The sequence below is a fragment of the Amycolatopsis sp. WAC 04182 genome (assembly GCF_003947465.1).
Taxonomy (GTDB): Bacteria; Actinomycetota; Actinomycetes; order Mycobacteriales; family Pseudonocardiaceae; genus Amycolatopsis.
Genome location: NZ_QHJJ01000010.1, coordinates 125,351 through 151,024, shown reverse-complemented (window position 1 = coordinate 151,024; position 25,674 = coordinate 125,351). Strand labels below are relative to the sequence as shown.

Below are 25,674 nucleotides of genomic sequence, written 5' to 3'. Positions count from 1 at the left end.
CAAGGGAATTCTGGAGGAATGGTGGGCTTTGCCGGTAAAAGTGCCGTCGCGGGATGCGTGGCTTTCATGGCGTCGCTCGGCATCGGAGTCCCGTCGACGGCGGTCGCCGAGCAGTGCGCGAACCCGACGGGCACCTACACCGCGGCCGTCCCGTGGGGACAGCGGCTGATCGATCCCGCGCGGATCTGGCCGCTGTCCCGCGGCGCCGGTCAGCTGGTCGCGGTGATCGGCACCGGGGTCGACGGTGGCAACGGCCAGTTCGCGCCCGGTCAGCTCCTCGGTGGCCAGGGCACCCAGGCCGACGACTGCGACGGCCGGGGCACCATCGCCGCCGGGATCGTCGGCGCGCAACCGGATCCGTCCACCACGTTCACCGGGATCGCGCCCGGCGCCAAGATCCTGCCGATCCGCTACACGCAGGTGAACGGCGGCGGTGACCCCGGGCAGCTCGCGGCCGCCATCGAAACCGCGCTGAACCGCGACGCCGGGATCATCCTGATCGCCGTCCCGGCCGCCTCCGACAGCCCCGCGCTGACCGGCGCCGTCTCGCGCGCCAGGGAGAAGGGCGCGCTGATCGTCTCTCCCGCCGCGGGGTCGCAACAGGGCCAGACCTCCTACCCGACCGCGACACCCGGCGTGCTCGCCGTGGGATCGACCAACCAGGCCGGTGAGGCGGTGCAGACGGAAGCCGGTTCCTACGTGGGGGTCTCCGCGCCCGGCGCCGAACTGGTCAGCACGTCCGCGGGCGCGGGCGGGACCGTGGCGCACCGGTGGCCGGTGAGCGACCCGAGCCTGGCCGCCGCGCACGTCGCGGGAGTCGCCGCGCTCGTGCGCGCGTATCACCCGGAGCTGTCGCCGGAGCAGATCGTCACGCGGCTGACACTGACCGCGCATCGCGGTCCGAGCGGTGGGCACGATCCCCGGCGGGGCTGGGGCGCGATCGATGCCTACGCCGCCGTTTCCGCCTCGATCCCGGCCGGTACGCCCGGCCCGGGAGGGCCGCCGAGCGCCGGTCCGGAGACCTTCGTCGTCCCCGCCGCCGCGCCCGCGCGGGCCAACGCGGACAAGGTCTCCGGTGTGCTCGCCATTTCCGGGGTGGCCGCGGCCATCGCGGCGGGCGTGGTGGTGGCCGCGGTCCGGCGGGGCAAGCGCCGGGGTTGGAAGCCTTCGCGATTCCGCGCCTCGTGAGCGGCAGCGGTGTACTGGGGGACACCGCCGCCACCCACGAGGTCTTTTCGCGACCCCGGTTCAGGGGACGACAGGTACGCAGGCCGTCGAGCCCACGATGGCCACGCCGTCGCCGACGCGGGAGACGTGCACGTTGAAGTCGGCGCCGTCGCGGCTGAACTGCGCGATCAGCTCACGCGGGTTGCTGCGGTCACGCGTCCGCCAGCCCTGGCTTTCCAGCAGGGGCAGGACGACGTCGACGAGTTTGCGGATCGCGTCGGTCGCGTCGTCCACCCGGAGGCCGTACTGCCAGCAGAGCAACCGGCCCGGCTGGGTCGGGTCGCAGTCCAGCTCGCCTTCCACGGTGCGCTCCGCGGCTGAGCCGAAGGTGCCCGCGACACCGTCGATGACCGCCGTCAGGTCCTCGGCCAGCGGGTCGAGCTCGGTGTTCCTGGTGATCATGGTGAGCCCCTCACAAGCCTCGTCCGACGCCTTCGATGACCATCTCGCGCAGCGAGCCACCGGTGAAGCCCTCGTGCGTGACCGCGCCACCTGTGATCACACCGTAGATGTTGTTCCATGAATCGGAACCCGGCTTGAGCACACCACTGTGGGACTCGAAGCCCCACTGCAGATCGCCGTTCGCGTCGCGGCCGGTTTCCAGTTCGACGACGCCGGGGAAGCGGTCGGGGTCCGCTCCGTGCCCGGCGCCGAGCCATTCGACGAGCCCCGCGTTGCCCTGTGCCACCACGATCGGGTCGAAGGGGGCCGTCATGGAGTACCGCTGCACACCGGCCTGGCTGGCCGGGAGGTCGTCCGGGCCCCAGATCCCGTGTCCCATGCCCGCGGACTCGACGTGCAGCACCTGGTCGGCCCTGAGCCCGAGCTGCTCGGCGAGCCCCACGGTCGCGCCGCCGTAGCTGTGCCCGACGGCGGTGACCACGACGCCCGGTCCGGCGTGGCTGTCGATCTGGCCGCGCAGTTCGTCGCCGAACGCCTTGAGCTCGGGCGCCATCGTCTGCGCGTAGTGCGCGGCCGGCCCTTCGGTGATGACGTTCTGCGGGAAGACCCCGTCGGCCCAGACCACCATCGCGGTCCGTCCGGTGGCGTCCGCGGCGACCAGGCTCTTGCCGAGGTCGGCGTAGCTCTGGAAGTTGTCGAACGAGGTGTTGACGCCGGGGACGAACAACCCGACGTTGCGCGTGCCCGGCTCGATGCGGCCGACCAGTTCGGCGATGCGCCCGTTGCCGGACGGATCGAACCGCAAGATCTGCCGGTCGTTGGCGAGGATGTCCTCGTACAGCGCGATCCGGGTGCGTGCGCTCGCGATGTCGTCGGCTTTCCCGCCGTGTGCGAGGAGGTTCGCGAGCCGCTCGCGTTCGGAGGTCAGCGCGTCGGTGACCTTCGTGCGGTTCTCGGCGATCGCGGTGGCCCAGGAACCGGTGTCGGCCGCGCCACCGACGCCGGACGGATTCCCGGCCTTGGGCAACGGGTTCTCCGGCATCAGCGACCGGTACGAGGCGGCGATCTGGACGTCGGCGCGCCGGTAACCGCCACCCGCGGAGGTGAGGCCTTGGTGGATCACCGTCGCCTTGGTGATCTGGCCGTCGAGTTTGCCCGCGACGTCCTTGATGTTCTTGGTATACGTGGCCGAAGCCGCGCTGGAAGCCGAAACCTGACCGAACGCGGTGGCGGGGACGTTCTCACCCGCCAGCGCGGTCTGCGCGGTCTTGAGCACGCCGGCGCGCTGTTCGAGTTCGGCCGCCGCCGCTTCGAGCCTGGCGGGGGCGACTCGGTAACCGCCCGCACTGGATGCCATCACCGAGCCGCCTCTCCTGGTGGGAAAAATCAGTACTGTTCGGGTTCTTCGCCGAGCACGGCGGGAGCGACCGGGGACGACTGACCCCAGACGTTCTCGGTCTCCACGAGCCACGGCGGGATACGCCGTCCGGAGCCCATGTCGCCGCCCGCGCCCATGCCCATCGGCATCATGGGCATCATCGGCATCGCGCCCTTGGCCGCCGCCGCGCCCGCGGCACCGGCCGCTCCGCCCGCCAGGCCGCTCATCGCGCTGCCCGAGCCGCCGTCGCCCGCCAGACCGGAGAACGCGGCCGGGACCTCGCCGGGACCGGAGACTCCGCCGCCGCCGGCGCCGATCGCGCCGCCGTCCAACGACGGCGCTCCGCCACCGCCGATCGGGATGCCGCCGCCGGCGCCGCCCGCGGTCGCGCCCGCCGCACCGGCGCCTCCGCCCGCGGGTTCGCCGTTCTTGTCCTTGCCGTCGTTCTTGCCGCTGGCCCACGGGGGCACCCGCGGCATGATCGAGCCGAACCGGCCGAACGCGGCGGCCGAAGCCGCGGCGAGACCGGCGGTGAACATGTCGCCGAACAGCGGGTTCGACTTGGGGACCTGGCCCGGCTGCCCGGTGGTGGGCGGCGTGGAGCCGTCCGAAGGCAGCGGATGCGTGTTGTCGCCGGGAACCAGTCCGACGCCGGGCGTTCCGCCGATGTTGTTGCCGACCGAGCCACCCGGGGCGGTGCCGCCACCGGTGACCGGCGGCGGGGTGACGGCGTTCGGCGAGGCCGGAATGGACTCCTCCACGGAGGAGTACTCGCCGGCGAGCTGGGTCATCACCACGATCGCCTTGCCGTGCGCCGCGCTGGCCGCGCCCGCGGCCTGCTGCTGCGCTTCGACGTTCGCGATGGCCTGCTGCCGCTGCTGGGCGGCGTTGACGATCGTCGACGGCGACGAATCCGGGGGCAGGAGCGGAGGATTGACGGCCAGCGCGAGGTCCGCGGGGGAGACGTCGGGCACCGCGACCGGCGGCGGCATCTCCTTCTTGGCCTTCACCAGCGCGTCCGCCGCGTCCTCGAGGAGGTTGTTCATCGCGTGCGCGGTCTGGGCGACCTTGCGGATTCCGCCGACGAGGTCGCTGATCATCGTGTGGTACTTGTCGGCGGCGCCACCGGTCCAGTTGCCGGAGAAGTCCTTCAGCTCACCGGTCAGGTTCTCGGCCTGTTCGAACAGTCCGGTGCCGGTGGACTGCCATTTGTGGGCCGCGTGACGCGCCGTGTTGGGGTCGCCCGCCTGCAGCATCGCGTAGAGCTGCTGGTGCGAGTACGCGGCGAAGTTCGTGTGCGCGGTCTCGGTCATCCCTTGTTCCCCCCGCCGTTCGAGCCGCTGTTACCGCCCAGCACGCCCCCGAGGACGTTGAGCAACGGATCGAGCAGTCCGGTCTGCTGGCTCGAGTGGTGCATGTCGCCCGCCACCGAATCGTCCGCCGCCGCGTAGCCGTCGGCGACGGTCGTCGTGACGTCCTGCGCGAAGGTGATCGCGCCCTTGACCTGGTCCAGGAGGCCCTGCATCTCGGCGACAGCCGCCTGGTGCGCCTTGTTGAGTGAGCCCGCCTCCCCGAACTCGCCGAACAGCAGCGGCTGCTCGCCGAGGGTCAGCAGGAAGTCGTTCGGCTTGGACATCGCGTGGATCTGGGTCTCCAGTTCCCGCACGAAGTCCTTCAGTGATTCCAGATGGACGTAGTACGACTGGTCTTGCATTGATCCCGGCTCTCTCGTGAACGGCCACGCCGACAAGGGGGACGACTACGCGCAAAGCCGGCCGGCCGGTGCCGAGGGGGTGAAAGCACCGGCCGGCCGACGGAGGGGGACGATCAGCCGGCGAACAGGCCCTGGTTACGGTTCTCCAGGCTGTGCTGGAGATCGTGGGCGTCGCCGACCTTGCCACCGAACTGCGCGATGATCGCCACGATGTCCGCGGTGGCCTGGCGCAGGCGGGTTTCAGACGCACGGGCGGCCTCACCGGCGGAGCTGCCGGAGGCGTACCAGGTCTGGGTGATCGGCTGCAGGTTGGTGTGCAGCTGTTCGAGCTGGGACGTGAGCGCCTTGGCCTTGGCGGCCAGCGAGGCCGAGCTGTGCTGCAGCGCGGCGAAGTTGATTTCGACGACGTCAGCCATGATTGGTGGTCCTCTCGCGGATCAGGGGTTCAGCCGGTGGATCACGGTCTGGTCGACGACTCCGCTGACCCCGGTGAGGCTTTCCCGGACCTGCTCGTCACCCGAGTTGTAGTTCCGGTTGCTCTCGTGCACGAGGCGCGACATCGTGTTGAGCTCGTTCACGGCGATGGTCATCTTCTCCTGCAGACGGCGCTGCAGGTCCCAGAACGCGATCGCCTGGTCACCCTTGTAGTTGTGCAGGGTCTGGGTCAGCTCGCTCTCCAAGCTGGCCATCGTGGTCTTGGCGTTCGACGCGGTCTCCTCGAACCCCTGGACGGCGCGCGCCATCGCAGCTGCGTCTGCCTGATATCCCGTACCGGTCATTGATGGGCCACCTCCTCTCATCTCGCTGGAAATCCCGGTGAGCACCAGGGGACGCCCTGTCTGCTCTTGTGAAGGACACGCTAGAAAAGAGGTGAGTGCGGTCAAACGGCACAACTGCCGGTCGCACTGACGGCACTATTACCCACAGGTCGGTGGTAGGGCCTTCCCCACCCCCGATCAGGGGGAGTGCTCCAGTGTCCGGATCGGAGCTTCCCGGCACGCTCGATTCCATGGTGGACAAGGGATCCAGGGTTGTGTCGCATCGACCGTTGATGATCTTGGCGGCGGCGATGGCGGTGCTCGGGGTGCTCGCGCTCGGCGGTCTCGTTTTCGACGATCGCAGCCTCGTCAACGCGCCCATTTGGCTCAAACCGCTCAAGTTCACGATTTCCGTGGGGCTCTACGCGGTGACGCTGGCCTGGCTGATCGGGCAGCTGACCCGGGGCAAACGGCTCGGCTGGTGGCTCGGCACGGTGGTCGCGGTCGGCCTCGGCCTGGACATGGCGCTGCTGTTCTGGCAGATCATCGTCCGCGGCCGGACACTCCACTTCAACCGGGAGACGCCCGCCGACCAGTGGATCAACGACATGGTCGCGAACGGCGCCTTCACCGGCTGGGGAGCGACGGCGGCCATCGCGGTCCTGCTGCTGTTCCAGCGTCTTCCCGACCGGGCGATGAACTCCGCGTTACGTGCGGGCGCCGCGCTGTCGGTCGCCGGTATCGGGGTCGCGATGCTGATGTTCGGGCCGAACGAACAGCAAAGGGCGCAGTTCCGTGCCGGCGAACGGCCGTCGATCCTCGGCGCCCACGCGGTCGGTGTCCCCGACGGCGGCCCGGGGCTGCCGGTGCTGGGCTGGAGCACCGTGGGCGGCGATATGCGGATCCCGCACTTCTTCGGGATCCACGCGATCCAGGTGCTGCCGCTGCTCGCCTTCGGGCTGCTCAAGCTCGCCCGGCGGTATCCGGTGCTCGAATCGGAGTTCGTGCGGCGGAATCTGGTGCGGACCGCTTCGGCGGGTTTCGCGGGGGTGCTCGTGCTGCTCACCTGGCAGGCTCAGCGAGGACAGTCCATCGTGCACCCGGATTTCTGGACGCTGGTCGCGGGTGCGGGAATCATCGCCGTCGTGGCCGCCGGTTCGGCGCTTTCGCTTCGTGCTTCGCGGCCGACGCATCAATTGACGTGACCACTCGCGAAATCCACTCGGGACTTCCTTCGTGATCGGCTGGTTTTCTGGTGATGAAGGGGGTATGCGTGTACAGAACACGTACGATCAGGCGGATTTCGGGCGTGGTTTTCACCGCCGCGGCGGTGGTGATCGGCGGGACGGCCTGTTCGTCGGCTTCGCCCGGCGCGGGCGCTCCGGCGGCACCGGAGGCCTTCGGTCCGGCCGGCTATCGCGGGCTGGCCTTGGGGATGGCCAAGGACGCCGCGTTGGCAGGCGGGAAGCTCGCCACGGCGCCGACGTCCACTTTGGACGGGTGTGCCGATTTCTCCTACACCGGCGGTCCGGCACCCGATTCGGCGCGGATGAAGGCGGAGACCGACGCCGAGACCAAGGCCAAGGAGCTGAACAAGAAGGCCGACGAACTCCAGGCCGATCCGGAGCCGAAGCCGGGTGCCTCCGCGGAGGAGAGCGCCAAAGCGGCGGAGAAGTCGGCCGCGGACACCCGGTTGTTCGCCGACGCCGCTCAGGCGTCCGCCGATCTGGCGGGCAAGCGGGAGGAACGCGACAAGGCCTTCGTGGCCGCCGGTGGTGCCTCGTTCGGCAAGGACGGGCTGCGTGAACTCGCCGCTCCTTCGGACGCGAAGACGGCGGAAGGGATCGGGGCCGGTTCGTCGCTGGCGGAACTCAAGGCGGCCTACGACGCCAAGGGATTGAAGGCCGGCGACAACGGCCGGTTCCAGGTGCCTGTCGACGGGAGGCCGGACCGGGTCTACGAGTTCACCGTCAACGGGGAGAAGGTCGGCTCGGTGTCGATGATCGACCCGAAGGCGAAGTGCGCCTGAGCCATCCGGGTTTTCGGGCAGGGAAAGGGCTGTTCGTTCCCGGACGGCCCTTTCCCGTCGGCTCAGACTCCCGCGGTGGTGCGGATCCAGTCGCGGCTCGCCGCGACGCTGGCGTAGTTCTGGGTGCCCTGCGGGTTCGTGCCGGAGTTGCTGCCGGTCGAGCAGACACCGACCTGGACGCCGTTCGAAAGCTGCGGGCCGCCCGAATCGCCGTGCCAGGCCGAACCGTTGACGCCGACGCTGGCGATGGCCTGGCCGCCGTACGCGTCGCTGCTGGTCCCGGTGATGCGCACGTTCGCGGTCTTCAGGACACTCGACGGCGGGTTGTTGCCCTGGGTCCGGCCCCAGCCGTAGATCTGGTTCGTGGTGCCGTTGGCCGGGTTCGCGGTGCCGAGCTTCATGTACGTCGTGCTGACCGCGGTCGTGAGATGCAGGAGGGCGATGTCGCCGCTCGGGGCGGCCTTCTGCTGGTCGACGTCGGCCTCGGTGCCCTGGTTCAGGTTGACGTCGCCGACCTTGACGTGCATGCCGGGCTTGTTGAGGCAGTGCTTCGCGGTGAGGACCCACTGTGGGGCGATGATCGTGCCGGAGCAGTTGAAACCGCCGAACGCGGTGGCGTCGTCCCAGTAGATCTGGGCGCCCCACGGCGCGGAACTCACGGTGCCGCCGCCGATGATGTCCTGGCCCGCGTTCGCGGCGGGGGTGGCGGCGAGGGTCAGCGCCGCGGCGGCACCGGCCACCGTGGCGACTATCTTGGACATACGCATGAATACGCCCTTCGGCCTGCGTCGGGGATTCCGTATCGAGTTGAAACGGTTTCACCAAGTTAGGACGCGGTAAGGATTTTTGTAACCTACCGAAGTCGGTTGTCCGTCCTGTGTGAATTCCATGATTGGGTGGATGCTGCCTTTCGCCGTGAACGTCCGTTGTATCCGGATTCGCGGACCGGCGTCTAGGGTGTTCGCGTGACGACAGTGATCGTGCTGAACGGCGGCTCCAGTTCGGGTAAGTCGGGGATCGCCAGGTGTCTGCAAGCGGTGTTGCCGGATCCGTGGCTCACCCTCGGCGTGGACACCCTGATCGACGCCACGCCGTCCACTGTGGACGACGGGATCGACTTCGCGGCGGACGGCGGAGTGAGTGTCGGATCCGGTTTCCGGCGGCTCGAGAACGCATGGATGGTCGGTGTCGCGGCGATGGTCCGGGCCGGGGCCCGGGTCATCGTCGACGACGCGTTCCTCGGTGGGGCCGCGTCGCAGCAGCGGTGGCGTGCCGCGTTGGCCGGGCTCGAGGTGCTGTGGGTCGGGGTCCGGTGTGACGGCGTCGTGGCCGCCGGGCGGGAGATGGCGCGAGGGGATCGGGTCACGGGGATGGCGGAGGCGCAGGCTGAAATCGTGCATCGAGGCGTGGTTTACGACTTCGAAGTGGATACCGGGGTGAATGAAGCCTTGGTCTGTGCGCGGGAGATTGCCGCACGGGTCGGGTGATTCGCTGGGGCGAGGCGGCGATCGAGAGTGTCGCCGCTTCTTGTTCAGCGTGCAGAGCCGGGCTCCGCCCGCGTTTTCGCTCGTCGGCGGTGTGAAGGTCCCGTAGGACGAGGAGCCGACGGCCTGCTTACGGCAGGTGGACTGGCGGTGATCTGCCGTGACGTCGACCGAGGCCGAGGAAGGGCGCAGTGTCAGCGCGACGCATCTTGCCGGCCTGTCTTGCTCGTGGCTCCAAAGTGGACAGAGTCGACAGGGCATGACCCATCCACGAAGGGCGCCTCAAGAGTGCCTTCGTCGAAGTCTGGCACCACGCTTCAGAAGGGTGGGGTGTCGTCCTCCGGTCGTGGGTCGTGGAGTGGTTCGGGGGTGGTGGTGTAGGTGCGGCCGGTGGGGTGGTGATGGTCATGCCGCCGTTGCCGGTGGGTTGGGTGGTCCAGCCGGGTTCTTCTTTGAGGAGGTTGTGGATTGTGCAGGCGGCGTGGCAGTTGTGGTGGTCGGTGCCGCCGTGGCGGGCCCAGGTGGTGATGTGGTCGATTTCGGAGAATTCGGCGGGCCGGTGGCAGCCGGGGTGGGTGCATTCCCGATCGCGGGCTTTGATGAGGCGGGCGAGTGAGGCGGGGGATCGGTAGGTGCCGGGGCTGGCTTCCAGGAGCTGCCCGGTAAACGGGTCGGTGATCAGCCGGGACCAGGTGGAGGCGGGGTCGGCGGCGATCTCGCGGGCGAGCCAGCCGGGAACGGGGCCGTAGCCGGCGAGGGTGGCGGGGTCTTCGCGGGCGCCGGTCAGGGTCAGCAAGTCGACATAGACATGGACGTGTGCCCGCGGTGTCCCGTGCCCGTCTTCGGCGAGTAACCGTTCGGCGAAGATGTCCGCCCGGTGCTGGTCGAGGGTGCGGGACATGTCGGCCTTGCGGCGTTTCTTGGCCGCGTGGCTCAGCGACGCGTAGATCGAGCTGGCGACTTCGGCGGGGAGCCAACCGGACAGTTTCGACATGGTCTCGTCCTCGTGTTCCAGCGAGACATGCCGTAACGCGCGTTTGGTCGCGGCGCGTTCCCGGTAGCCGTCGGGATCGAACTTCTGCACCGCGTGATCCACCGATTTCCGGATCGCCCCCGGATCACGCCCGGCGAGACGTTTCGCCATCCACGCGTCCACCTGTGCGGCGACGTCGTCGGAGACCTCGCGGGTCAGCTGGGACACCTTCGACGCCTTGTACAGGTCGATATCACCGGTTTCCAGTGCTGCCAGCGTGTTCGGCAACCGGGTCACCAACGCACACGAGGTTTCGACCAGCAGGTACGCCTGATTGCGGGAGACCGAGAAGGCCAGCGCGACCTCCTCGGTCACCGATCTTCGCGAACCACCCACCCCAGCGAACCCCGCTATCGAACGCACCTGCCGCCCCTGCGCCCGGCGAAGCACAACCTCCTCGCCATAAGCGGCATCCAGAAGACGAGCGGCTTTCGGGTTAAAAGCAAAAGAAGTGGTCATGACCAAGATCATACTCGAACAAGCGTTCGACCGCCACTGGGTCGGCGACGTGGGGTCAAGTGCTCGAAATCCTTGTGCGGGCAACGTTATCTGGCATGTGCACGTGGTTCGTTGCGCTCGCGCCTATGCCGGGCTCACAGCTGGCCGGTCCAGCAAAGACCAAAGATTCCGCGGTCGACTTCAAGTGCCCAGTTTGTCCAGATCGCGTTTGCAGAACCTGTGGTGGGCCCATTCCTCGTCGAGCACGGTGCCGAGGCATTGCCGCACTGTCCGCCCCTTGGCGTAGGGGGGCCACCTGTCGTCGTCGGGCACCGGCGCGGGGTGCGCGAGCCGATCGGGCGTGACCTCGGCCAGCCACGCCTCGATCCCCGAAGCCTGCCGGTCGCGCACGGCGAGCACCTCGTCGAGGCTCGGTCGCGCGGACGGGTCGAGCCCGTTCTCCTGGTCCATGACGGACGGTGGACCCAGTCCCATGGCCGTGAACGGCTCGGTGAGCCCGAGCACGCAGCGCCGGAACCAGGAGTCGTGCACGAAGACGAGGTGACGCAAGGTCTCGACCATCGACCATTCGCCGTCGACGCCGTGATGCTCGCTGTTCCGGGGCATGGACCGGACGCGCTCGGCGGTCGCCACCCAGTCGTCCCGCAGGTGCCGCCACGCCTGTCGCAGGTCGGCGGGCTCATCGGAGCGGATCAGCAATCGCACCGGGTGGCGGCGGTCGAGCTCCGCCTCGACGTACGGCATGACCTCGACGCCGTTGACCACGAGATGGGTGACGAGGCCGTCGATCTCGGCGTCCTGCATGACCACGCCGACCAGCCGGGTCCTGCTCAGGTCGCATTCGCGGAACTCCGCGCCGGTGAGGTCTTCGCCGTCGAAGCGTCGCATGCGGCCAGACTAGGCCGTCGCACGACTCTACCGCTGATCGACGCCCTGCCCCCACCGGGAAACGATCACGAGATCACGATCGGGATCGATCCACGGCAAGTACTGATCCGCGCTGCCCCGCGCGAACCGACCGGTCGGCGGCGCGGACGGGATCCCGTTGAGCCACCAGAGATAGCCGTAGCCGGGGTTCCGGGGACAGTCCAACTGTGCTCGATCCAGCTTTGACGCGAACGTCGTTGCACTCCCAGGCCGAGCCGGTTTGCCCCAGAGTTCGCCGCCCCCTTCGCTGGTCTGCTGCAACAGGTGATGCCAGGTGATCGAGGTCCCGGCCATTTCCGGCGTCTCAGGATCACCCCACGCGGCGATGCGCTCGCCGCGGTGAAGGATCACCCCGCTGGTTCCGGACGCCGGCAGCAGCGGCCCCAGCACCTCACGGTGCGTACGTTCCTTTACCTGGCTCGCCAGATACGCGCTCATGTCGCCGATGCCCGGCGTGACGCGCTCGGCCTGTGCCGCCGCGGCGGCGTGGACAGCGGGCAGATCCAGGGCCTAGTCCTCCACGGGCTTCGTCCAAGCCACCTGAACGAGCCCCGTCCCATGCCGCCGCGACACCAGCACACCCCGCCCGGCGGGCTGAGGCCCTGGCTTCACCTCGCCGAGCAGCGCCCCTTCGTCCCGCGACCCGGACATCACGAGACCGGGCGAGCCCAGCTCCCGGATCCGTTGCAGCACAGGCTCGAACAGGGACCGCCCGGCACCGCCGCTCCCGCGCGCGAGGACGAGGTGGAGCCCGATGTCCCGCGCCTGCGGCAGGAATTCCAGCAGTGGCTGCAACGGGTTCCGGCCGACGGTCGCGACCATTTCGTAGTCGTCGACGAGCACGAATAGCTCCGGCCCCCGCCACCAAGACCGGTTACGCAACTGGTCCGGCGTGACGTCCGCGCCGGGGAGCCGGTTCCGCATGGCCTGCTGGCATTGCTCGATCAGCCCGGTCAGCACGGTTTCGGAACCCGCGTAGCCGAGCAGATGCGAATCCGGCACCGCGCCCAGCATCCCTCGCCGGTAATCGGCGACGACGATCGCGGCCTCTTCCGCCGAGTACTTCGACACGATGCCTTGCGCGATGGCGCGCAGGAGCGAGCTCTTGCCCGACTCGACGTCGCCGAAGGCCAGGAAATGCGGTTCGGTGGCGAAGTCGAGGTACACCGGCCGCAGGTTCGACTCCGCGATGCCGAGCGTGATCTGCTTGCGCGGTCCGGCTTCCAGCGAGTCCAGCGGCACTTCGGGAGGCAGCAGCCGGACCTGCGGCGCCGCCGCACGGGTCCACGCCGCGGAAATCCGGCGGTTCAGGTCCAGACCGCCGGCGCCGACGGTGTCCGGGCGCTGGTCCGAGTCGATCCGCGGGAGTGCCGCGAGGAAGTGCAGCTTGTCCGCGGTCAGCCCTCGTCCCGGCCGGTCCGCCGGGACGTTCTGCGCGATCTTGCGGTCGATCAGCGAGTCCGCCGGTTCACCGAGCCGCAGCTCGAATTTGGTGCCGATCGCGTCGCGCAGCGGCGCCCGCATGCCCATCCACTGGTTGATCGAGACGACGACGTGGATGCCGAAACCGAGCCCGCGCGAGGCCAGGCTGGTGATCTGTTCCTCCAGCTGTTCGTATTCCTGGCGGATCGTGGTCCAGTTGTCCACGAACAGGAAGACGTCGCCGAACTCGCGGCCTTCCGTGCTCTCCCGGAACTCCGAACGCCGCTGGCGGAACGTCGTGATCGACTCGATCCCGTTGGCGGAGAAGAACTCCTCGCGCTGTTCGAGCAGGGTGGTCAGTTCCGCCACCACCCGGCGGCAGCGCTGGGCGTCGCGCCGGGTCGCGTAGCCGGACACGTGGGGCAGCCCGGCGATCGGCGCCAGCGCGCCACCGCCCATGTCCAGCACGAACAGCTGGACCTCTTCCGGCGTGTGGGTGAGCGCGAGCATCGCGGCGATGTCACGCATCAGTGTGCTCTTGCCGCTCTGCGGCGCCCCGACGATCAGCGCGTGCCCGGCGGCACCGGAGAAATCGGCCCACAGCATGTCGCGCCGCTGTTCGAAGGGCTTGTCCACCAGGGCGACCGGGATCATCAGCTTGCCGTTGCCGCCCCAGCCCAGTGGGCACAAGCCGCGCTCCGGGTCTTCGCCGAGCGGAGGCAGCAGCTGGTCCAGCGTCGGCGGTTCGGCCAGCGGCGGAAGCCAGATCTGGTGTGCCTCCGGGCCTTTGCCTTCGATCCGCGAGATCATCGCGCCGATGATGGTCTCGCCGGTGCCCTTTTCGACCGGCGCCTCGGCCTCGACGGTCACCGGGATCTCGACCGGTGCCAGCGTGAACGGCATCAGACCGAGACTCTGCCCGTCCTTGCGCACGATCTTGCTGCGCGGCGGCAGTTCGCCCGAGACGTACGCGGCCTTGAGCCGGATGAGGGTGTCGTTGTCGGACTTCAGATACGCCGAACCGGGCACGGGCGGCAGCTGGTAGGCGTCGGCGACACCGAGCACCGCGCGGCTCTCCGACGCGGAGAACGTCCGCAGGCCGATCCGGTACGAAAGATGCGAGTCCAGCCCGCGCAGCCGTCCCTCTTCCAGCCGCTGCGAGGCCAGCAGCAGATGGATCCCGAGGCTCCGGCCCAGCCGCCCGATCGCCACGAACAGGTCGATGAACTCCGGCCGCGACGACAGCAGCTCGCTGAATTCGTCGATGATCACCAGCAGCGACGGCAACGGCCGCAGGTTGACGCCCGATTCCCTGGCCTTTTCGTAGTCCCGCACCGACGCGTAGTTCCCGGCCGCGTGCAGGAGTTCCTGACGCCGCAGCAGTTCGCCGTTCAGCGCGTCCGCCATGCGGTCGACCAGCGCGAGATCGTCGGAGAGGTTGGTGATGACGGCGCAGGTGTGCGGCAGCCCGGTCATCCCGGCGAACGTCGCACCACCCTTGAAGTCGATCAGCGCGAGGTTCAGCTTCTCCGAGGAATGCGTGACGGCGAGCGCGGTGACCAGCGTCCGCAGCAGCTCGCTCTTGCCGGATCCGGTCGCGCCGATGACCAGCCCGTGCGGCCCCATCCCGCCTTCGGCCGATTCCTTCAGGTCGAGTTCGACCGGCCTGCCCTCGGGATTGACGCCCAGCGGGATCCGCAGCCGGTCCCGCGCGGACCGCGGCGCCCAGGTGACCTCGGTGTCGGTGTCACGCGGATCGCCGATGCCGAGCAGCCTGGCCAGCCCGAAGGTCGCCGACATCGGCGCCTCGCTGACCACCGCCGCACCCTGGAACAGCGGCGTCAGCATCCGGGACAGCGCTTCGGCGGCCCCGCGGTCCAAGGTGTCCGGCTTGCCGAGGAAACCGAGCCGTTGTTCCGTCCCGTCGCCGACGACCATGCCGAGTTGCTCCGGGCTCATGTGCAGGCTCAGCAGCCGCTCCGACGAGATCGCCCGCGGCTGCTCCGCGCCGATTTCGATCACGGTGACGCCGAGCCTGCCCTCCTCGGCCACGAGCCGCGTGTCGCCGTGGGTGTGCCCGCCGTCCACGATCACGACGATCTGGGGCAGGTCCAGCCGGGCGTCCGGCCGCCGGGTGAACGCGGGCCGGTCGCCGAGGTCGGGGCCGAGCAGGTCGGCGAGCTTCCCGGTGCCGGAGTCGACGAGCCGCCGCGGACCGGCGGCGTCGGCGGCGGTGGAGGCGACGTGCGGCAGCCACTTCGCCCATTCCCAGTCGTGCAGCCGGTCGTCCTTGACGCACAACGCGATCCGCAGGTCACCGGGCGAGTGGAAGGTCGCGAGCTGGGTCAGCAGGGCCCGCGCGGTCCCGAGCGTGTCCGGGCGGCGGCCGGACAGGACGACCTGCGCGAACGACCGCAGCGAGACCGCGACGGGGAGCCCGTCGACCGTCGAATAGGTGCGGATGAAGTGTTTGAGGTTCGTCGAGCACACCGGGTCGAGGTCTTCCAGCGGCACGGTCTGCGGCGCCTTCAACGGTGTCGCCAGCCGCTGCGGCCCGGTGCCGATCCGCACCTGCCCGAACTGGGCGTCCGACCGGCGGCGATCCCACAGCCTGCCCGTCTCGACGCAGGCCCACAGATCCGCCGGATCGGGTTGCAGCGCCGTCATCGCCGCGCGCTGGTTGTCCGCGATGTCCCGGACCTGGCCGCGCAAACCGGTCAGATACCGCTGGTAGTCCCGGCGTTCCTCGTTGATCTGCGCCTTCTTCTGCGCGCCGCCGCGGCCGAGCGACATCACGACCATGCCCACCATCGCGGTGAGGAACAACGCGCCGAAGATGTACGTCATCACGCCGCCGTCGCGTCCGATGTAGACGAACGACATGGCGCCCATGCCCAGCATCATCGGCATGAACATCAGCAGCTGCATGGCTCCGCCGGAGGAGCCCTTCGGCAGCATCGGCGGGGACTGCAGGACGATTTCACCGGGCTGCTCGCCCAGGGCCGGCAGGCGGTCGCGAGTGGCGCTCATCAGGGTCTTTCTGGCCGCTTGTGGGTAATCCTGCCGATCATTCTGGCCACTCGTGCCGCCCTTGCGGTGGGTACTTTTGCCGTCCGCTCACGTCTGGTGGCGAACTTACGCTGCTGGTCAACGCAGACGTGGGGGAAGAGAGTAAGGAGAGCCATGGTCGGCACGGGCGAGTACCGGGCGGAGCCCGAGGCCATGCGCTCGGCGGTCGGGAACCTGGGCGGCATCATCATGCAGGGCATCAACGTCGTCGCCGACCTCGAACGCACCGTCCTCCAGCCGATGTCGTTCGCCACGTTCGGCAGCGCGGTGGCGGCGGCCAACACCGCCATGCAGAGCCAGCAGGTGGTCGCGGTCCGGACGCTCCTGCAACTGCTGCAGCAGATCAACGGCTTCATCAAGAGCAGTGCCGACGCCTACCAGGCCGCCGACGAGGCGGTCGCGGGCGGCTACGGCGGCCGTCCCGGCGGCGGCGCGGGTTCGGGGTCGTCGTCGATCTGGGGCAACTCGCACGCCTCCGAACTGGCGACGCTGGCCATCAACGACAGCGCCGGCGGCGAGGGCGAGCCGTCCTCGGTCGGCAACGTGCTGCGCTACCTGGGGGACGCGCGGCTGGGCCAGCTCGGCGACCACCCGATCACCGACACGCGGTTCCACGGCGTCTCGGACTTCAACGACTGGCTGGCCGGTGACGCCGACAACCAGGCGCGGGTCGGGGTCATCGAGGTCTACGCCGGTACGGCGCGCAACTTCGGCGACGTGCCGGGCGGGGTGCACAGCGGCGACGTCGTCGTGGTCGAACCGCTCCTGTTCTCCGACAGCAAGCCGATCATCGCCATCGCCGGAGAGGGCGGGCTGCTCTACAACCACGGAATCGTCGACGCGGACATCAACGGCCTGGCGAAGGTCAGTGTCTACCGCCCGGCTTCCGTCTGACTTCCGGCCTGAGGAGCGACCATGCTGACTTACCCCAATTCCAGCGCGATGGACGCCACGGCGTCCTCGGGCGGGCCGATCACGATCCTGCCGCAGATCCTCACCGGTCAGCCGGAGCAGATCGCGAAGCACGTCCTCGAAGTGCTCAAGAAGGCCAACGAGTTCCTCACCATGTACAACGAGGTGACGAAGGCCGCCGAGCAGCTGGGCAAGATCTGGTCCGGCGCCGCGTCGGATTCCGCGTTGAAGAAGATCACCGACTCCCTGAACTCGCTGACCAAGATCATCCAGGTCGTGCAGAAGGGCGCCGAACTGCTCGGCGTCGCCGGGACGCTGATCAAGACCGCGCAGACCGCCTACAAGGCGGTGGTCTCGGCGGTGAACCCGACGGTCGCCGGCCTGATGTCGAATCCGTGGACCTACGGCGCCGCGGTCGCGCTTTCCACCGCCACCAGTGCTTCGCTGCGCGCGTTCATCACCGCGATCGGCGCGCTGCTGAAGGCGCTCGGCGTGGTCGACCTCGCCAACCAGATCACCCAGATCGCCACCATCATCGGCGAGGTCCAGAAACTGTTCGGGCACAACGACGCCGGGGACAACGGCGCGGCGGGCAACTCGGCGGTCTCGGGCACCCCGATCACCAACCCGCAGGCGCCGGGCTCGGTGGCCGGCGGTTCGGGACAGGCCGCCATCGGTGGCTCCGGCGGCGGCGCGGGCGGTGGTTCGACGCCGGGCGAGACGCCGCCGTTCACCCAGTACCGGCCGCCCGCGCTGGGCGGGAACGGTTCCCAGGGCAACTGGCCCGGCGGCGCCGACGCCTGGATTCCGGTGGACAGACCCTCGGGCGGTGGCGCGGGTTCCGGATCAAACGGCGGAGCGCTTCCGAGCGCGGGCAACGGGAACACGGTCACCATCACCACCGACCTGAGCACCGGGAAGTCCACGGTGCAGGCGCCCGGCGGGCAGGACATCGATATCGACATCGACATGAACTACGGCGGCAAGCACTTCGAGCAGCACATCGATATCGATGCGGGAGCTGACTCACCGGCGAAGGGCAGGTAGCCGTGTGGGGGAGCGGTGTGGTCGACGCGTCGGGCGTCGTCAGTTCGATCCTGTCGAATTACCGGCGGCTCGTGGTCGAGTACCAGCGGCGGGTCACCGGTGATCCTTCGGCGCTGACCGCGGCCGGTCAGCGGTGCGGCGATCGGGCGTCGACGGTTTCGGGCCGGGCGGACGAGATCGGCAAGGCGGCGAAGGCGCTCAACGCGTCTTGGGAGGGCGACGCCTACACGGCGTTCTCCACCTCCGCCGCGAAACTGAGCCAGGAACTCGGCGAGCTCGGCGCGAAACTGAGCGACCAGTCGAACCGGTTGCGGGCGGGCGCGCAGGCACTTCAGGGCGCGAAGTCCTGTGTGGACTCGATCCTCGCGCAGTTCGACCAGTACGCCGCGCAACTCGTCAGCCAGGCGCGGACGGCGAACGCGAACGCGGTCAACGCGTTCATCTCCGCCGCCCGGCAACTCGGCGAGCGGGCCGCGCAGGCGGCACAGGAGATCGCCGACGAACTGAGCGAAGAACTGGCGCGGCTGTTCCCGCCGGAGGGCACCGGCCGGATCGAGCACGAACTCGGCAAATGGGGCCGCGGCCCGTTGTACTGGCTCAACGGTGAGACGCTCGACGGCCGCAAGCGCCCGCGTTCGCATCCTTCCTGGTTCGGCAACTCCGGCTGGAAGAAGCTCACCTGGGACGGTCTCGAAGGCACGCGCGCCCCGCGTGCGGGTGACACGCCGTTTGGCAGGCCGAAGCCGGAAGGCCTGCGCGACAAGGCCTGGGGCAACACCGAGATCACCTACGCCAAGTGGAAGCAGGAGCAGGACGGCTTCACCCCGGGGTGGGACGCCAAGATCTCCTCGCAGGGTTGGGACGTCAAGGCGTCCGGGCACGCGGAACTGGCCGCCTTCAAGGAAGAACTCGAACGCAAGGGCGAGTGGGGCGTCGCTTCGGGCAGCGCCAAGGGAACCGCGTTCGTCGGCGGTGAGGTGAACGGGTCGCTGCAGGCGGGCGCGCACGGTGTCGGTGTGCACGCCAACGCCTTCGTCGGCGGTAAGATCGAAGGCGAAGTCGCGGCGGACGTGGCCGGGGTCGGCGTCGGCGCGAGCGGGACCCTCCAATATGGACTCGGCGCGCAGCTCGACGGCCAGGCCGTCTACGACGCCGGGCACATCAAGGTCAACTTCAAGGCCGGTGTCGCGCTCGGCCTCGGTGCCGGGATCGGCGCGAAGATCGACATCGACCTGCCGAAGATCGCGGACACCGTCGGCGAGTACGGCGGCGCGGCCGTCGACGCGGTGAGCGGCGCGGCCGGCCAGGCGGCGGACGCCGTCGGCGAGGCGTGGGACGACGCGATCACCTACGTGGGCACGTGGTGACGGGGATGAGCGAAGCGATGACGCAGGACCGGGTCTCCCTCCCGCTGGGGTTCGACATCCCCGAGGGCTGGGTGCCGGTCGAGCCGGCGTCCGTCGGTGCCGAAGGCGCGGTCTTCGTGGCGGTGCACTCCGGGACGTACCCGGAGTTCACCCCGAACATCGCCCTGAGCATCGGGCAACGCCCCGACCGGGCGGAGATCACCGCTATCGCCGACGAGGCCGTCGAACGCCTCGGCCGGTCCACGGCCGCGCTCGAAGTGGTGCGGCGCAAGGTGATCGGCACCGGGATCGCGCCGGGGGTGACGCAGGTGCTGCGTATCCGCACCGGCGAAGGACAGGATCTCGTACAGACGCAGGTGCTGCTGACCGTGCCGGGGGAGACCCCGGCCGAGCGGCTGATCCTCGAAATCGCCTGTACCGCAACGCCCGAGGCGGCCCGTGGCCTCGGCGACGACTTCCGGCGGTTCGTGGGCAGTGTCCACGTCCGGCGGGATTTCACCGCAGATGAAGGAGAAGACTCGTGACCACCGACCCCTACGCCATGCCGGACATGGACGAATTGCTGGACCAGGTCCGCAAGCAGACCGAAGAGGTGCAGCGCATCCAGCGTTCGGTCGAGGCGATGGAGGTCAAGGCGCACTCGCGGCAGAACGAGGTCACCGTCGTGCTGCGCGGGGACGGCCGGTTCACCTCGATCGACATCGACCCGCGCGCGGTGCGTCAGTACGACGCGCGCAACCTCTCGGAGATCGTGCTGGAGGCGGTCAACAACGGGCTGCAGAAACTGGCCGAGGCCAGCAGCGCCAAGTTCGCCCCGGTCATCGAGTCCGCCAAGTCGATCGAAGCATGACGGCCGCGATCGCGGGCTCCACCCGGCGCGTCACGGTGGTGACACCGCGGGCGCGCGTCGACGTGGCGCTGCCGCAGCAGAGCACGTTCGCCGAACTCGTCCCGCAGCTCGTACGGCTCGCGGGCGCGTCGGGACAGGCGTCGGCCGAGCATCCCGGCTGGGTGCTGTCCCGGCTCGGCGGTGCTCCGCTCGCGCTCGGGCTCACGGTCGCCGCGGCCCAGGTGCGCGACGGTGAAGTCCTCCATCTGACCCCGCGGGAACGCCCGCGGGGTCCGCTGCTGTTCGACGACGTCGTCGATTCGATCGCCAGCGTCGCCGAGTCGGGCACCGGCCGGTGGGGACCTTCGGTGGCGCGCAAGGCGGGCATCGTCGCGTCCGTGGTGCTGTTGCTCGCCGGTGGGCTGCTGGTGCAGGCCGCGGCGTCCGGCAGCGTGCTGGCGCCGATCGGGACCGGGCTGCTCGCGCTGGTCCTGGTGCTGGGCGGTGGCGCGCTGAGCCGCGCGTACGGCGACGCCGAGGCCGGTGCCGCCGGTGCGCTCGCCGGGGTCGGCGCGGCCTTGCTGGCCGGGATGTCGATCCTGCCGCCGCATCCGCTGTTCTCGCTGTCGGCCGGACCGTTGGCCGCCGGGCTCGCGATCGTGACCGTCTATGGCGTGATCGCGGCCGTTTCGGTGGCGGACCGGTTGCCGTGGTTCGTCGCGGTGACGGTGGCGGCCGGGCTCGGCGCGATCACCACCGCCATCGTCCTGCTGGCCGACGTCCGCCCGGTTTCGGCGGCCGCCGTGGTCGCCGTCGTGGCGACGGCGCTGGCCGCGGTCGCGCCGATGATGGCGCTGCGGCTCGGCAGGCTGCCGCTGCCCCGGGTGCCCGACGACATGGACGCGTTCCGCGCCGACGAGAACCCCTCGCTCGGCGAGGACATGGTCGGCGGCACGACCTACGCGCAGGCGTTGCTGACCGGACTGCTCGTCGCGCTCGGACTCGTCGTGGTTTCGGCGTCGGTGGTCCTGTCATCTACCGGCGGGGCTTGGGAAGCGGGCTTGTGCGCGCTGCTGGGTCTGGCGCTGATGCTGCGCTCGCGCGCCTTCGCCGGCCGCTCGCAGCGGGTCGTGCTCATCGGGTTCGGCGCGGCGGCCTTGGCGGCGGCCGGATTCTGGCTCGCCGCGAGCGGGCCGCGTTCGTTCGTCTTCGCCGCGGGCTGTGCCGTCGTCGTCGCGGCGGGCGTCTGTCTCACCTACGCGACGCGTGTCGCGAAGGGACGTCGTTCTCCTTACTGGGCAAGGACTCTCGATATCGTCGAGTTCCTGGTGCTGCTCTCGCTGATCCCGTTCGTCGGCATGATCGCCGGCGTCTACGAGGCCGTACGAGGCTGACCCCCTCTCTTCACGCATTTAGTCCTCTGAATGCGGTACTTGCCTCACGCAACTACCGCATTCAGAGGACTAATTGCGTTACGTCCGTGAAGGACTCCTTCCCTACCCTCAGAGAAGAAAGGAGTCCTTCACGGACCGTCCCCTCAGTTCTCCAGCGCCAGCGGCAGGGTCCGCCGGACCGCCGCCGCGTGCCGTCCGTGCAGCGGGGTCACCGCGATCCCGCCGGGCCGCACCGGTTCCGCGCCCGGTCGCCCGCCGACCCGGATGGTGACCTCGGACTTTTCGCGGCCGCCGGGGGAGCGGTACAGCGTGTACGAGGTCGCGGTGAACGCCGAGCCGGGAACGTGAAGATCCAGTGTCCGCGCGAGATCCCGCTCCGACCGGGGCCGGTAGCAGACCTGCGACGCGCCGCCCCAGTCCCAGGAACGCCAGCCGTCCACCGGCGCGTCCTGACCGCTGCCGAGCGCGACACGCAGGTTTTCCGTCACCTCACCGGCTTCGAGCACGGTGCTCTCGAACCCGGCTTCGGCCAGTGTGCCCATCAGGCGTAGCGCCGCGCAGGCGGTGCTACGCAGCGCGCCGAGTTCTCCGCCGCCTCTGGCGAGCGCGGCGATCGGCGCGTCCTCGGGCCGGTACCGGACGGTGAGCCAGCGCACCCGCAACACGGACTGTCCATTGGGGACGGTCCAGGTCAGCAGTTGCGCGCTGGACAAGGGGATCCCGGTGCTCGTGTACGCCTCGCGCAGGATACCGACGAGCGTGTCCGGCGAGGGTGTCACGGAACCCGGCGTGAGCCGCACGATCGCGCTCCACCCGTCGCCGACCTCGGCGACCCCGAAACGGTTGCCCGCGCGGTCGACGTGCTGGCGCACCCGGACAGGACCGGCGAGCCGGTGCAGCGGATCGGGGACCTCGTTCTTGTCGCGGCGCTTCAGCCGATACCTGGCCCAGGTGAGCGCCCAGCCCGCGGCGTGGCGTCCGGCGAAGCGGACCGAAGTCGTCAGCACGAGGACGCCGGCGACCGCGACGATGCTGATCCACGCGGCCTGGGGGATCCCGTCGACGGTGAGGGCCAGCAGGATCGCGATCCCGGCGATCTCCCAGAGCGCCGCCTGCAGCGGACGGATCGGCAGCAGCCACGGCAGTGGCGCCGCGCCCGCGATCCCGCGTGGGGGCACCTGTTCCGGGACCGGGCGGGCCGGGGCATCAACCGACAAGGAATTCCCCTCCTCCGTGCACGCGCACGACGGTAACCCCGCCCCGCGCGGGGGAGGGGCGTAAAAAATACCCTCACCGCGAACCTGGCCGGAACCTAACGTGAGCACCCTCGAAACGGGTGGGCACGAACGGCGGGGGACGGGAGCGTGTGGACGCAGCGGGACCAGATCCAGGCCTACCAATTCCTCCGCAGGAGACTGGTTTCGGCACTGGTCTCGGCTGACGCCAACCATCCGGTCGCCCCGAGCCGCAGGCTCGTCATCGGCACCCTGTGCGGCCTCGGCGTCGCGTTGCTGGTCACCGCGGTGTTCGGCGTGATCGGCTTGCTGAACCCGTCCGGCGGCAAGGACTGGCTGGCGGGCGGCAAGGTGATCGTCGAAGAAGGCACCGGCGCGCGCTACATCCTCGGCCAGGACGGCGCGCTGCACCCCGTGCTCAACTACGCCTCCGCGCGGCTGATGGCGGGCGGCAACGGCGAGGCCACTGTGACCGTCCCTTCGGACAAGCTCGCGAAGGCGCCGAGGGGTTCGCAGATCGGCATTCCCGGCGCCCCCGATTCGCTGCCCGCAGCAGCCGCGCTCGTGAACACGCCGTGGACGAGCTGCTCGCGGACGACCCAGGACGCGCCCGCGTCGGCCGAACCGGAGACGACGGTGCTCCTCGGCGCGCCCGCCTCCGGGGTCGACCTGCCGAGGGACCAGGCCGTCGTCGTCCGTGTCCCCGACGGCGAGCGCTACCTCGTCACGGCGGGACGCCGCTACAAGCTCACGCCAGAGGCCGCCACGGCGCTGCAGTTCGACACCTATCCGGTGATCGCGGTGTCCTCCCGGTGGATCGGTACCGTCGCCGCCGGACGCGATCTGGCCTACCGCGCGGTCGAAGACGCCGGACGGCCCGGCCCGAAGGTCGGCGGCACCGCGACGAAGGTCGGTTCGGTGCTCGGCGTCGTCGACGCGATGGCGTCGCCCAACGACGCGACGTCGTACTACCTCGTCCGCGCCGAAGGGCTCGAACCGATCGGCCAGACCGAGGCGAGCCTGCTGATCAACACGCCGGAGAACGCGGACGCCTACACCGGCGTCCCGGCGCCCGTCGCGGTGCGCGCGGCCGACGTCGCCGCGGTGCCGAAGGTCGCCAAGGCGAGGACGGGCGGGGCCGATCCCGCGGAGTATCCGGACCGGATCCCGCGAAAAGCGCCCGTTACCGGACAGTCCGTGACGGTATGCGCGCAGGGTTCTCGAATCGTTATCTCCGCACAGGTCCCGTTGCCGCAAGGTGCGAAGGCGATCCCGGTGACGGCGCGCACGGACGCGCTGGTCGCCGACGCCGTCTTCGTGCCTCCGTCGGGAGGCGCGGTGGTGGCGGAATCCGGTTCCGGCACGGTCTACGTCGTCACCGACACGGGCCTGAAGTACCCGGTGGCGAGCACTGAGGCCCTCGCTTCCCTCGGATACGGCCAAGCCGAACGGCAACCGGTTCCGAATGGATTACTGGCACTGGTGCCGCGCGGGCCCGCGCTGGATCCGGCGCAGGCAGGCCGTGCGGTGTCCGCGGCGGTGGGTGGGACGGGGTGATGGGGAACGTGCAAATGACCGAAGACAGGCCGGAGACCGACCGGGTCGACGTCGCGGTGATCGAAGACCATCCGCTGTACCGGCACGCCGTGGTCCGGGTCCTCACCGAGGCCGAAGGGATCGAGCTGGGCGCGGTGGTCGATTCGGTCGCCCGGTTCCACGTCCATCCGCAACCACCCGGCAGCGTGGTGCTGCTCGACCTCGGCCTGCCGGGGATCGCCGGGGCGGCCGCCGTGCTCCAGGTGGCCGAACTGGGACATCACGTGCTCGTGGTGTCCGCGCAGGCCGAGCCCGAACAGGTGCTCGGCGCGATCGCCGCCGGCGCCAAGGGTTTCCTGTCCAAGGACGTCGACGTCGACGAACTGCTGACCGCGATCAGGACGGTCGCGCGCGGCCGGGCCTACGTTTCCGCGGTGGTGGCCGGGATGATCATCAAGGACAACGCCGACCGCCCCGCCGCGGCTCCGGACGTCGCGCTCTCCGCGCGGGAGAAACAGGTCCTGCGCTTGGTCGCGGCGGGCGAACGCGACGTCGACATCGCCCGCATCCTGGGCATCGGAGTTCGGACGGTCCGCGGTTACCTGGACCGGATCCGTGACAAACTCGGAGAGAGAAGGCGGGCCGGTCTGGTCCGCAAGGCCATCCAGCTCGGGCTCGCGTCTCCGCCGGAGGTGCCCGGCCCGTCTCGGCCGATCGCGCCCCGCGCCGACGCGGGCGGATTCGAAGGACGCCGGTGAACGCAGACGAGCAGCAGCCGAAACGCATCACGCCGATCAACGTCGGGGTGATCGAAGATCATCCGCTGTACCGGGACGCCGTCGCGCGGGTCCTCACCGAAGCGCCCGACATCGCGCTGGGCGCCGTCGCCGACTCCGTCGCGCGGTTCGCCGTCCAGGAGCAGCCGCCCGGCAGCGTCGTCGTCCTCGACCTCAAGCTGAGAGGCGTCCAGGACGCCGCCGCCGTGCTCGAAGTGGGACAGATGGGCCACAAGGTGCTCGTGGTGTCCGCGCACGCCGAGCAGCCCGAGGTACTGGGCGCCATGCAGGCCGGGGCGAAGGGCTTCCTGTCCAAGGACGTCGACGGCGACGAGCTCCTGCGCGCCATCCGCACCATCGCCGAGGACAACGCGTACGTGTCGCCGACGCTGGCCGGGATGATCATCCAGGACAGCGAAGACCGCCACGCCGGGCCCAAGATCGTCCTGTCCGAGCGGGAAAAGCAGGTCCTGCGGCTGGTCGCGGCGGGCGAACGGGACGTCGACGTGGCGGAGATCCTGAACATCAGCGTGCGGACCGTGCGGTCCTACCTCGACCGGATCCGGGACAAGACCGGGGAACGGCGGCGGGCCGGCTTCGTGCGGGTGGCGATCCGGGAAGGCCTGCTGCGGTAAGCCCGCAATTAGTCCTCTGAATGCGGTACTTGCCACCCGCA

Annotated in this window: 24 protein-coding genes and 1 pseudogene; 13 read left to right on the top strand and 12 right to left on the bottom strand. The window is 69.7% G+C overall.

Annotated features, from left to right (window positions below; all coding sequences use genetic code 11):
* Positions 1–18 precede the first annotated feature (18 nt).
* Positions 19–1,188, top strand: coding sequence for a S8 family serine peptidase (locus DMH01_RS40340; protein ID WP_125684403.1), 1,170 nt, complete (start codon positions 19–21; stop codon positions 1,186–1,188).
* A 60-nt stretch (positions 1,189–1,248) separates the two neighbouring features.
* Here DMH01_RS40340 and DMH01_RS40335 read toward each other — a convergent pair whose 3' ends face one another.
* The 6 genes from DMH01_RS40335 to DMH01_RS40310 form a co-directional block, all read right to left on the bottom strand.
* The gene (locus DMH01_RS40335; RefSeq protein WP_125684401.1) at positions 1,249–1,629 is read right to left on the bottom strand and encodes a hypothetical protein; all 381 of its coding nucleotides are present in this window, start codon (positions 1,627–1,629) and stop codon (positions 1,249–1,251) included.
* A gap of 10 nt (positions 1,630–1,639) precedes the next feature.
* Positions 1,640–2,986 (bottom strand): alpha/beta hydrolase, encoded by a 1,347-nt coding sequence (locus DMH01_RS40330; RefSeq protein WP_125684399.1) that lies wholly within the window; start codon positions 2,984–2,986, stop codon positions 1,640–1,642.
* Between the two features lie 29 nt (positions 2,987–3,015).
* Positions 3,016–4,320 carry a WXG100 family type VII secretion target gene (locus tag DMH01_RS40325; RefSeq protein WP_125684398.1) on the bottom strand — a complete coding sequence of 435 codons (1,305 nt, stop codon included), beginning with the start codon at positions 4,318–4,320 and terminating at the stop codon, positions 3,016–3,018.
* Positions 4,317–4,721 (bottom strand): hypothetical protein, encoded by a 405-nt coding sequence (locus tag DMH01_RS40320; RefSeq protein ID WP_125684396.1) that lies wholly within the window; start codon positions 4,719–4,721, stop codon positions 4,317–4,319. The genes DMH01_RS40325 and DMH01_RS40320 overlap by 4 nt, the downstream gene beginning before the upstream one ends.
* 113 nt (positions 4,722–4,834) lie before the next feature.
* Positions 4,835–5,137, bottom strand: coding sequence for a hypothetical protein (locus DMH01_RS40315; protein ID WP_005155348.1), 303 nt, complete (start codon positions 5,135–5,137; stop codon positions 4,835–4,837).
* Between the two features lie 21 nt (positions 5,138–5,158).
* The gene (locus DMH01_RS40310; RefSeq protein ID WP_125684394.1) at positions 5,159–5,500 is read right to left on the bottom strand and encodes a WXG100 family type VII secretion target; all 342 of its coding nucleotides are present in this window, start codon (positions 5,498–5,500) and stop codon (positions 5,159–5,161) included.
* A gap of 230 nt (positions 5,501–5,730) precedes the next feature.
* Between DMH01_RS40310 and DMH01_RS40305 the strand changes: the two genes are divergently transcribed.
* On the top strand, positions 5,731–6,684 hold the full coding sequence (locus DMH01_RS40305) for a hypothetical protein (protein ID WP_233621865.1): 954 nt from the start codon (positions 5,731–5,733) through the stop codon (positions 6,682–6,684).
* A gap of 104 nt (positions 6,685–6,788) precedes the next feature.
* Positions 6,789–7,508 (top strand): hypothetical protein, encoded by a 720-nt coding sequence (locus DMH01_RS40300; protein WP_199745806.1) that lies wholly within the window; start codon positions 6,789–6,791, stop codon positions 7,506–7,508.
* Positions 7,509–7,570: 62 nt separating this feature from the next.
* Here DMH01_RS40300 and DMH01_RS40295 read toward each other — a convergent pair whose 3' ends face one another.
* Positions 7,571–8,269: a trypsin-like serine protease gene (locus tag DMH01_RS40295; RefSeq protein ID WP_199745814.1), complete on the bottom strand. Its 699-nt coding sequence runs from the start codon at positions 8,267–8,269 to the stop codon at positions 7,571–7,573.
* Positions 8,270–8,473: 204 nt separating this feature from the next.
* Between DMH01_RS40295 and cpt the strand changes: the two genes are divergently transcribed.
* The gene (cpt, locus tag DMH01_RS40290; RefSeq protein WP_233621862.1) at positions 8,474–8,995 is read left to right on the top strand and encodes a chloramphenicol phosphotransferase CPT; all 522 of its coding nucleotides are present in this window, start codon (positions 8,474–8,476) and stop codon (positions 8,993–8,995) included.
* Positions 8,996–9,309: 314 nt separating this feature from the next.
* Here the strand turns inward: cpt and DMH01_RS40285 are convergent.
* From DMH01_RS40285 to eccCa, 4 genes and pseudogenes are all read right to left on the bottom strand, one after another.
* A pseudogene (locus DMH01_RS40285) lies at positions 9,310–10,340 on the bottom strand (DUF222 domain-containing protein).
* A gap of 324 nt (positions 10,341–10,664) precedes the next feature.
* A complete protein-coding gene (locus DMH01_RS40280; RefSeq protein ID WP_125684390.1) occupies positions 10,665–11,372 on the bottom strand; it encodes a DinB family protein in 708 nt (235 codons plus the stop codon).
* Positions 11,373–11,399: 27 nt separating this feature from the next.
* Complete coding sequence (locus DMH01_RS40275) at positions 11,400–11,849, bottom strand: hypothetical protein (RefSeq protein ID WP_125684388.1); 450 nt, start codon at positions 11,847–11,849, stop codon at positions 11,400–11,402.
* A 72-nt stretch (positions 11,850–11,921) separates the two neighbouring features.
* Positions 11,922–15,863: a type VII secretion protein EccCa gene (gene eccCa, locus DMH01_RS40270; protein WP_125684386.1), complete on the bottom strand. Its 3,942-nt coding sequence runs from the start codon at positions 15,861–15,863 to the stop codon at positions 11,922–11,924.
* A gap of 153 nt (positions 15,864–16,016) precedes the next feature.
* Between eccCa and DMH01_RS40265 the strand changes: the two genes are divergently transcribed.
* From DMH01_RS40265 to eccD, 6 genes are read left to right on the top strand one after another with little or no spacing between them, the layout of a single operon-like run.
* Entirely contained in the window at positions 16,017–16,796 is a 780-nt protein-coding gene (locus DMH01_RS40265) for a WXG100 family type VII secretion target (RefSeq protein ID WP_125684384.1), read from the top strand.
* 21 nt (positions 16,797–16,817) lie between these two features.
* Positions 16,818–17,861: a hypothetical protein gene (locus DMH01_RS40260; protein WP_125684382.1), complete on the top strand. Its 1,044-nt coding sequence runs from the start codon at positions 16,818–16,820 to the stop codon at positions 17,859–17,861.
* Positions 17,862–17,878: 17 nt separating this feature from the next.
* Positions 17,879–19,228, top strand: coding sequence for a WXG100 family type VII secretion target (locus DMH01_RS40255; RefSeq protein WP_125684380.1), 1,350 nt, complete (start codon positions 17,879–17,881; stop codon positions 19,226–19,228).
* A gap of 5 nt (positions 19,229–19,233) precedes the next feature.
* Positions 19,234–19,752, top strand: a complete 519-nt coding sequence (locus tag DMH01_RS40250) for a hypothetical protein (RefSeq protein ID WP_125684378.1) — start codon at positions 19,234–19,236, stop codon at positions 19,750–19,752.
* Positions 19,749–20,078, top strand: coding sequence for a YbaB/EbfC family nucleoid-associated protein (locus tag DMH01_RS40245; protein WP_016336001.1), 330 nt, complete (start codon positions 19,749–19,751; stop codon positions 20,076–20,078). Before DMH01_RS40250 ends, DMH01_RS40245 begins: the two co-directional genes overlap by 4 nt.
* Positions 20,075–21,451, top strand: a complete 1,377-nt coding sequence (eccD, locus tag DMH01_RS40240) for a type VII secretion integral membrane protein EccD (protein ID WP_125684376.1) — start codon at positions 20,075–20,077, stop codon at positions 21,449–21,451. The genes DMH01_RS40245 and eccD overlap by 4 nt, the downstream gene beginning before the upstream one ends.
* A 143-nt stretch (positions 21,452–21,594) precedes the next feature.
* On the opposite strand, the gene DMH01_RS40235 is transcribed toward eccD, so the two are convergent.
* Complete coding sequence (locus DMH01_RS40235; RefSeq protein ID WP_125684374.1) at positions 21,595–22,668, bottom strand: type VII secretion protein EccE; 1,074 nt, start codon at positions 22,666–22,668, stop codon at positions 21,595–21,597.
* 147 nt (positions 22,669–22,815) lie between these two features.
* Between DMH01_RS40235 and eccB the strand changes: the two genes are divergently transcribed.
* Genes eccB through DMH01_RS40220 form a run of 3 tightly spaced genes read left to right on the top strand, consistent with a single transcriptional unit; the run spans position 22,816 to position 25,633 of the window.
* Entirely contained in the window at positions 22,816–24,243 is a 1,428-nt protein-coding gene (gene eccB / locus DMH01_RS40230; protein ID WP_125684372.1) for a type VII secretion protein EccB, read from the top strand.
* Positions 24,244–24,257: 14 nt separating this feature from the next.
* Positions 24,258–24,980 carry a response regulator gene (locus DMH01_RS40225; RefSeq protein ID WP_370323609.1) on the top strand — a complete coding sequence of 241 codons (723 nt, stop codon included), beginning with the start codon at positions 24,258–24,260 and terminating at the stop codon, positions 24,978–24,980.
* Complete coding sequence (locus DMH01_RS40220) at positions 24,977–25,633, top strand: response regulator transcription factor (RefSeq protein WP_125684368.1); 657 nt, start codon at positions 24,977–24,979, stop codon at positions 25,631–25,633. Before DMH01_RS40225 ends, DMH01_RS40220 begins: the two co-directional genes overlap by 4 nt.
* Positions 25,634–25,674 lie beyond the last annotated feature (41 nt).